Annotated in this window: 9 protein-coding genes; 5 read left to right on the top strand and 4 right to left on the bottom strand. The window is 53.7% G+C overall.

Annotated elements, in window-relative coordinates:
* Positions 1-604 precede the first annotated feature (604 nt).
* The 3 genes from GM154_RS22270 to GM154_RS22260 all read right to left on the bottom strand — a co-directional run bounded on the left by GM154_RS22270 (position 605) and on the right by GM154_RS22260 (position 2644).
* Complete coding sequence (locus GM154_RS22270) at positions 605-817, bottom strand: DUF2934 domain-containing protein (RefSeq protein WP_010798685.1); 213 nt, start codon at positions 815-817, stop codon at positions 605-607.
* 182 nt (positions 818-999) lie between these two features.
* Complete coding sequence (locus GM154_RS22265; RefSeq protein WP_219653394.1) at positions 1000-2250, bottom strand: M20/M25/M40 family metallo-hydrolase; 1251 nt, start codon at positions 2248-2250, stop codon at positions 1000-1002.
* A 202-nt stretch (positions 2251-2452) separates the two neighbouring features.
* The gene (locus GM154_RS22260) at positions 2453-2644 is read right to left on the bottom strand and encodes a hypothetical protein (protein WP_074829162.1); all 192 of its coding nucleotides are present in this window, start codon (positions 2642-2644) and stop codon (positions 2453-2455) included.
* A 174-nt stretch (positions 2645-2818) separates the two neighbouring features.
* Between GM154_RS22260 and GM154_RS22255 the strand changes: the two genes are divergently transcribed.
* The 3 genes from GM154_RS22255 to pgm all read left to right on the top strand — a co-directional run bounded on the left by GM154_RS22255 (position 2819) and on the right by pgm (position 5158).
* Positions 2819-3013, top strand: a complete 195-nt coding sequence (locus GM154_RS22255) for a hypothetical protein (RefSeq protein ID WP_122044038.1) — start codon at positions 2819-2821, stop codon at positions 3011-3013.
* Positions 3014-3107: 94 nt separating this feature from the next.
* On the top strand, positions 3108-3254 hold the full coding sequence (locus GM154_RS22250; protein ID WP_219653393.1) for a hypothetical protein: 147 nt from the start codon (positions 3108-3110) through the stop codon (positions 3252-3254).
* 239 nt (positions 3255-3493) lie between these two features.
* Positions 3494-5158, top strand: a complete 1665-nt coding sequence (pgm, locus tag GM154_RS22245; RefSeq protein ID WP_219653392.1) for a phosphoglucomutase (alpha-D-glucose-1,6-bisphosphate-dependent) — start codon at positions 3494-3496, stop codon at positions 5156-5158.
* 102 nt (positions 5159-5260) lie between these two features.
* On the opposite strand, the gene GM154_RS22240 is transcribed toward pgm, so the two are convergent.
* On the bottom strand, positions 5261-5779 hold the full coding sequence (locus tag GM154_RS22240) for an STN domain-containing protein (protein ID WP_219653391.1): 519 nt from the start codon (positions 5777-5779) through the stop codon (positions 5261-5263).
* Positions 5780-5962: 183 nt separating this feature from the next.
* Between GM154_RS22240 and GM154_RS22235 the strand changes: the two genes are divergently transcribed.
* Both GM154_RS22235 and GM154_RS22230 read left to right on the top strand, forming a co-directional pair.
* On the top strand, positions 5963-7426 hold the full coding sequence (locus tag GM154_RS22235; RefSeq protein ID WP_219653390.1) for an ATP-binding protein: 1464 nt from the start codon (positions 5963-5965) through the stop codon (positions 7424-7426).
* Positions 7426-8082 carry a response regulator transcription factor gene (locus tag GM154_RS22230; RefSeq protein WP_219653389.1) on the top strand — a complete coding sequence of 219 codons (657 nt, stop codon included), beginning with the start codon at positions 7426-7428 and terminating at the stop codon, positions 8080-8082. The genes GM154_RS22235 and GM154_RS22230 overlap by 1 nt, the downstream gene beginning before the upstream one ends.
* Positions 8083-8114 lie beyond the last annotated feature (32 nt).

Raw genomic sequence — 8114 nt, 5'->3', positions numbered from 1 at the left:
AGCGACCTGTCATGTCTGCCTCCGCTTGCCACAACGGCATTAGGCTAACAAACGCGACTTTTCAGACAAACCCTAGAACCATGGTGTTTCTCCGTTGTTGTTATTAGCAAGAACACAGGTTGTTATCGAGCAGTGTGAGCCACAGATTTGGAGGCTGAAGAAAACGGCCCATAACTGCAGCTCCTCAAGCCGAACCCTGCAAGACGGGTGACCTCATAAGGCAGGGTCGCCAAGCCCGACAGCAGAGATAGCTCAAGCGCAAGCCATGATAATGGTATGACTATTACCGGGATCGCCCGATTATTTATAGCCTACATCGCTCATACGTCTAGTGGTGGCGAGCTAATGTTATGATGAATAAGCGGTTTGGCAGCTTGGTTGATCAGGCGAGGCGGCCTTTGCGGAATCAAAGAGGTGTACCGATTTATTAATGACGTAATGACGCGATCAGGCTGAAGGCTACTTTCTCGAAGTCACTCTTACAGAACATGTTTTCGGCTAACGCCAATAAGAGTAGGGTGGATAGCGCTCTAGGCATTTCAGGCCGACTAAAATAAAACGGCCAATAGGATTGGCCGTTTTACGTAGTGGCAAAGACCTGTGGTCAGGCTGTCTTCTTGGTACGGCTTCGCTTTGGCTTGGGCATGGGCTGCGCCACGCTGGTTTCTATTCCGCCCGACAGCGGATCCCCTGCGGTGTCGTAGTCGACTTCTCTCTGGGCTTGAAACCAGTGCTCAAATCCCTGTCCATCCGGACGACCTGCAGCTTCCCAGATTTCGTAGGCGCGTTGACGTATGCGTTGTTCCAGATCATCCATCGCTCATCCTCCTATCGGATGTGGCTCAGCAGTCTGGCGCCGAGCTTTCTGACTTAGAGGCCGTAGGCCTTGAGTATCTACCTGCATGATTGCAACAGGACTATAAGAAGGGATGCCTAGTCTTCCTTATCGTTCCTCATGTGCTTTATACGTCCGATGAAAAGTCCTTTTCATTGAGAGACTTAACCTTTATCACGCTGCGCCAGCTCCATGATCATTCTTGCCAGTAGATAAAGTCTCGGCGCGACGCTTTCCACCTCGGCGTACTCTTCTGGCGTATGGATATTGCCGCCTACGATGCCAAAGCCATCCAGCGTTGGTACGCCCAGACCCGCAGCAAGGCTGGCGTCAGCTGCGCCACCGCTGCCCTCGATCGTAAGCTTGCGGCCAATTTCACCGTAGATGTTTTGAGCCATCGACACGAGCCTATCCGTTTCGGCGGTTTGAGGCATAGGCGGCAAGCCCCGATGCAGATGAGTTTTCACGTCGGTCTCTTGGATCAGCTTGTTGGCAGAGACGCGCGCCATGTCTTGCTCGACCCGATCAAACTCCTCAGGAACTGCTACACGGACGTCTGCCTTGGCAGTCGCGCTGTCAGGTATGACATTCGTGCGATCGCCAGCGTCGATTACAGTAAAATTGACCGTAGTTTTCTTCTCGACATCGCCCAGTTTGCCAAGCTGGAGGACCTGATGCGAGATTTCCATGGCAGCGTTTCGGCCGAGCTCCGGCGCTACGCCCGCATGAGCGGCCTTACCGGTAACGTCAACGGTTGCGGTCGCGCTTCCTTTTCGCCAAGCCACGAGGCCATCGGCAGGCCGGCCTGGCTCTAGATTGAGGGTAACGTCATGCTCCTTGGCCACCCGTTGAATCAGCTGAGTAGCAGCATCGGAACCGGTTTCCTCGCTGGCATCAAGCAAAAAGGTAATTTGAGCGTAATCCTTGAAGTTGAGGTCTTTCAATATCTTGAGCGCATAGATGCCCGCTACGATTCCGCCCTTATCGTCCATCACGCCGGGTCCGTAGGCTCGCCCATCCTTTATATGGAAAGGCCGCTCCTTGGCTGAGCCCTCTTTGAAAACGGTATCCATATGCGCCATCAGCAAGATTTTGGCCTTGCCTGTGCCTTTAAGCGTGGCAACGATGTGATGACTTTTATCAGGTGGAGAGTTTGGAACAGTCTCGATCGTAGCGCCCAGCTGTTTCAACTGATCAGCTGCAATCTGACCTACCTGTATCAGACCAGGTGCATAACCCGAGCCCGAATCAATATTTACCAGTTGCTCGAGTAGCTTGAGTGCTTCTTCCTTGTACTGTTCGGCATGGGATTGAACGGGGTGATTAGGTTCAGCCTGTACGGTGGAAGCGGTGGAAAAGGCAAAAGCGATTACCAATGAAAGAGAGCACGTGGCGCGGCGGAGCATAACAGTCATGAGGCGTCCTTTTTGTTATGTGCCCAGACACTATAGACGCTCCCTGGCAGCCTGCATTTCGCTTCGTGTAAGCCATAACCGGCGGCTCAAGGTCGCTACGATTTTGACTTCAATGGCATCATTTGTGAGCCTTTGTCCTGTGCTATGCCAGTGAGCACGTATGTCAGGCTCGCGCCCAAACGCATCCGTTGGATTGCTGGATTCATTCAGTGGCGGCTTTAACGGCTGCCTTGGCCATATAGCGCTCAATGAGCGTGCAGGCTTGTTCGTTTAGATCAAGCAGTTCAGGCAGGAATACGCGTAGCTCGGGATGCTGACGAGCTTCCTCTTCCAAAACGCAATAGGCCTCGATGATGGACGCTTGAGTCCGCAAGGTTTGGCTGACCTTTTTCATAGGGATCTACTTGATTGATGTGACTGCGTTGTCGGTCGGGATCAGAAAAACTTTATACCTTTCGTCGTTTGATGACCGGCGCGAGTGGCAAACCGTCTGGTGATGACTTATAGCCTTCATAATTCCGTGTTATCAACGATACCTGTCTGCAGAGCTGCTTGGGGAGGCATGTTCATGGCAGTGTTCAAACGCTATCTGACTGTGGGGCCTATCGTTTCGTTGATCAGTGTTTCGGCGATACTGATCATGGCCAGTGCACCGAGTCATCTCTATCATTTTTCGGCACTGGCATTGTCTGGTCTTATCGGGATTATGGTTGGAGTGACAGCGCTTGTGATGACGGCCCGTTACATCTATACCCACCTTTAATCTGCTGCAAAAGGTTCGGATGACCGGTATAAACAACGGGTGGATTTATACCTCCAAAGCCTGGTGCTAATGGCTATAAATGGAGGAGATCTGTATGAGCAATGCGCCCTTAGATACACAAGGCTCCGATCCTGTGGTGCCGGACGATGCGGGCATTGGCAGTGATGTATTCGATCCACTGCGTCCCGATATCATTCCTGATAATCCGCTTGGCGATGATGAGGTAGATCATCCGCTGTAACGCAACACAGTTATCGAAAACCCGGCTAATGCCGGGTTTTCTTTTGGCGAGCCGTTTTCACTCCTTATTTCCGAGCACCGCAGCACATAAGCGAAACGAAAAGGGAACCCTGGGTGGTAGTGCTTGGGTCGAAGCGCGAATGAATGACACCCACCAGTGTCATACCGCTTTCGAATGCTTCTTGAATCGCCGCATGGTTTACTTGAGGCAGTAATTTCAATCCATCAAAGGAACGTCAGATGAGCATCGACCTTAACGCAGGACGCCTGCCCGATGAGCATACCCTGGTCAACCTACCGCGCCTGGTGTCGCGCTATTACAGTGAACGGCCCAACCCTGATGATCCGGCGCAGCAGGTTTCATTTGGTACATCCGGGCATCGCGGTTCATCGCTGAAGGTCAGCTTCAATGAGTGGCACATCCTGGCAACTACCCAGGCTATTTGTGATTACCGAAAAGAGCAGGGCGTAAATGGTCCGCTCTTTGTCGGCATGGATACCCATGCGTTGTCCGAACCTGCCTTTGTTTCAGCACTGGAAGTGCTGGCTGCCAATGGTGTTGAGACCCGTATCGATGCAGGCTGTGCTGAGACCCAGGGCGAGCCCGGTTATACGCCAACGCCCGCCATCTCCAATGCCATTCTCGAATACAACAAAGGCCGCACCAGCGGCCTGGCTGACGGTATTGTCATTACGCCTTCACACAATCCGCCTGCCGATGGTGGATTCAAATACAACCCCACCAATGGTGGTCCGGCCGATACCAACGTAACCAAGTGGATTCAGGAGCGTGCGAATGCGCTGCTCAAGGCAGGATTGAAGGGCGTGGAGCGCATGGACTATGCGCGTGCGTTGAAAGCGCCAACGACGCAGCGATTCGACTTTATCGAAAGCTATGTGGGTGGCCTAGATCAGGTCATCGATATCGAAGCCATCAAGCATTCGGGCCTTAAGTTTGGCGTGGATCCTCTGGGCGGGGCAGGCGTGCACTACTGGACGCGCATTGCCGAGCGTTTTGGTTTGCCGCTTGAAGTCCTGTCGACCCGTATCGATCCTACCTTCCGCTTCATGCGCCTGGATTGGGATGGCAAGATCCGTATGGACTGCAGCTCGCCCCATGCAATGGCTGGATTGATTGAAAACAAGGACCGTTTCGATGTGTCCTTCGCCTGTGATACCGACCATGACCGCCACGGTATCGTGTCGCGTTCGACCGGGCTGCTCAATCCCAACCATTACTTGGCGGTAGCGATCGAATACCTCTTTACTCACCGTCCCGAGTGGAGCGCTCACGCGGGTATCGGTAAAACACTGGTGTCGTCTTCCATGATCGACCGTGTAGCTCAGGGTATCGATCGGAAGGTCGTCGAGGTGCCGGTGGGCTTCAAGTGGTTCGTAGATGGCCTCATGGACGGAAGCCTTGGCTTTGGTGGTGAGGAGTCCGCGGGCGCATCGTTCCTGCGCAAGACTGGCGGTGCATGGTCGACCGATAAGGACGGCATCATCCTGGGGTTGCTGGCAGCGGAAATCACGGCAGTTACCGACAAGGACCCTGGTGAGCGTTATCAAGCCCTGACCGAGCGGTTTGGTTCGCCGGTGTATCAGCGTATCGATGCTGCAGCTGATCGCGAGCAGAAAGCCAAGCTCGGTAAGCTGTCTGCATCCCAGGTGACTGCCAGCGAGCTGGCCGGTCAGCCGATTACACAGATCCTGACCGAGGCGCCTGGCAATGGTGCGGCGATCGGTGGCCTCAAAGTTGTGACTGAAAACGGCTGGTTTGCTGCACGTCCTTCCGGTACGGAAGACGTTTACAAAATCTACGCCGAAAGCTTCGAAGGAGAGACGCATCTCAAGCGTATCCAGGAAGAAGCCAAAGCGTTGGTTGATAGCGTACTGGCTGGTTGATCAAGGGCTGCCTGGAGTGAAGTGCCAGGCAGTGTATTTCTCATGAGTCGGCAGGTGTCTGAAGCAGAGTCAGCCGCCTGCCTTCCAAACGGCTTTGATGATCTAACGCTTCAGTTCGTTGAGCATACCGTCCAGGCTGCGATGAAATGAGCTGCGCTCCCCGGCACTGATAAAGCCCTGCTGGCGAGCCAGGTCCGCTGCGCTGGTTTCCACTTCCTTGATTTGCTGTTCGTAATGCTGCTGTTTGGCCTTGGTAATCGAACCTTTTTGGGTATTGATAAGGCTACGTACAGCCTGTGCTTTGGCCCCGACGGCATCCTGTTCCTGGGTATTCGCTTCCAGCCCATCAGCCGTAGGGTAACCTTCGAGTCCTGTTCCTTTTATTAGCTGCCACAGCGCTTCTTCAGGCGTATAGCGGCCATGCAGTGCAGGCACCTTCCGGTCTGCGAAAGGGGTAAGGTCCACCGTGACAGGGCAACCGGTACTATGAGCCAGCCGCTGTAATGCTTCATCCAAACGCTGAGACGGATAATTAAAATCAGTGGCCTCTCGCTGGCAGGCCGCCTGAGCAACTTGGCACGCTAAGCCAAGAATCATTAACCCGGACAGGAAAATCTTCATGGTTTCCTACGCAGTAGATAGAAAAATAGAGTCTTGCCTACTTCCATCCCTAAAGGCAAAGCCTGACGTCTTAACGCGAGGAGATTCTCCAATCTTCACGATGCAGCTGATAGGCCGCAGGCGCTGCCGAAGGGTTCATGGCAAAATGATCATATAACCCAATGATCAGGATTCACGCCCTCCTTGCTTACTCTCTCCAGGCTCGCCTCGTTATTCATGCCCAAGCGATGGCTAGGCGGACTGTTCATCAAGTTTTTTGTCAGTCTGTTCGTGATCTCTGGTTCTTCTACAGTTGCAATCATCGGCTTCGGTACCTGGAACAGTCAGGTTGAGCTTAAAGAGGCGCTAAGTGAAGATAAACTGCACGACCGTGTTGCGGTAGAGGGCAGGGTGGTGGCTGAGCTGCTGCAAGCCGCCGCTACGCCGGAACGCTGCCAGGCACTGCTTGAATTGTTGGTCCATCGTGTCTTTGGTTCTGGTGTATTAACAGGCAAGGCTGGTAATAGTTTTAGCCAGTCTCTCGGGGAAGGGCGTCTTGCAGCGCTGTACCGCAATGAGCAGGGGCTGCAATGTCATTACCCCGCCAAATTGACGGAGCCGCTTCAAGCCAGAATGCAGACAGTGAGCCGCCAGGGTAACAGTATCAAGGTTGAAAGCGATGAGACGCGTACGGCCAGTGATATCTGGTTTAGCACGTCGGTTGTTCAGCTACCACAAGAAGCGGATAGGCTTGTTCTGGGTATGGAAGGGTTTGATCCATGGAAAGCCTTCTGGGCGGATACGAGCCGTCAGTTTGGTTGGCTTTGGCCCTACATGCTGATCAGCAATTGCTGCACGGCCCTGCTGCTGGCTTTCTTCCTGCTAAATAGAATTCGTCATGCCGAGCAGGTAGCCAATACCTGGGCACAGGGCCAACTCCATATGCGTATCAACGATGAGGGACATGATGAATTTGGCCGGCTGGCCCAGCGATTCGATCATATGGCTGATGCGGTAGCAGGTGTGATTGAGGTCAAGCAGGCTATCGCTGCGCAGGATGAGCGCAGTCGGTTGGCCCGCGAACTGCACGATACCGCAAAGCAGCGGTGCTTCGCCCTAGGGCTGCAGCTCAGCCTCTTACGCCGTCTGTGCAGTACCCATCCCGAGCAGAGCAAGCTGGCCAACTCATCACTCAAGCTTGTTGAGCATCTTCAACGAGACATGCGCGATGTCATCCATCGCCTCTCGGCGCCTACGGTGGCTGAGCTAGGTCTGGATAGCGCCTTGAAGCAGAATCTGGCAAACCTCCTTGAAGGCAGCACCATTGAGTGGTCTGTCGATATTCAAGAAGAGGTGATGCACCGGCTACAGGAAGAAGATGCGGTTGCAACTGAGCTGCTCCTGATTGCCAGCGAAGGGGCAACCAACACACTTCGACATGCCAACGCCTCGCATCTATGGATATCCCTCGTTCGTCAGGGAGAGCGGTTTGTTCTTAAAATCGAGGACGATGGTCAAGGCTTTCATCCAGGGCACACCAGCTCGGGAATGGGCCTGGGCAATATGCGTCAAAGAGCCCATTGGCTTTTGGAAGGGCGTATTGATATTCACAGCGAGCCCGGCCAGGGAACCACCGTTGAAGTCTCCTTTAAGCCCACAGAAGGGTAATGATGAAAACCACCGTGTTGCTGGTTGATGACCATGCCATTGTCAGACAGGGTATCCGCAGTCTGCTCGACATTACCGGCGAGTTCGATGTGATAGGCGAGGCGGGAGATGGGCAGACAGCGATTGAGCTCGCTCAGGCGTCCAAGCCTGAGCTTGTCTTGCTGGATTTGATGATGCCAGGATTGAGCGGTGTGGAGACCATCAAGCGACTGCTGGAGGTAAGTCCGGGTAGCCAGATAGCTGTCCTGAGTTCTACCGAAGAGGATGAGTTGGCCTTTGCTGCCATCGAGGCGGGTGCTCAGTCCTTTCTGGTCAAGACGATGCTGGGTGATGAGCTGATTGATATGATCCGCCGGATCGCGCGAGGTGAGGTCATTATTCATCCCTTTATCGCCTCGAAGCTTCTCAAGGTGGTCAGGGGAATTCGCGAGCCCAAGGTTGATCCCTTCAAGGAACTGACCGAGCGTGAACTTGATGTGCTTCGCGAGCTTGCTTCAGGGGGCAGTAACGTGCGCATTGCTACTGCACTGAATATCAGTGAGAAAACAGTGAAGTCCCATATTAGCAGCCTGCTCTCCAAACTCGACTTGGCTGATCGTACAGAAGCCGTTGCCTTCGCCTGGAAGCAAGGATTGATGGCGCATCATGGGTCCTGAAAGCGCAGTCTAGTAAAGGCCCAGCCCGGTAT

Origin of the sequence: Pseudomonas sp. MAG002Y (assembly GCF_019400845.1) — a bacterium.
Taxonomy (GTDB): domain Bacteria; phylum Pseudomonadota; class Gammaproteobacteria; order Pseudomonadales; family Pseudomonadaceae; genus Chryseomonas; species Chryseomonas luteola.
This window is presented reverse-complemented; position numbering and strand designations above follow the sequence as displayed.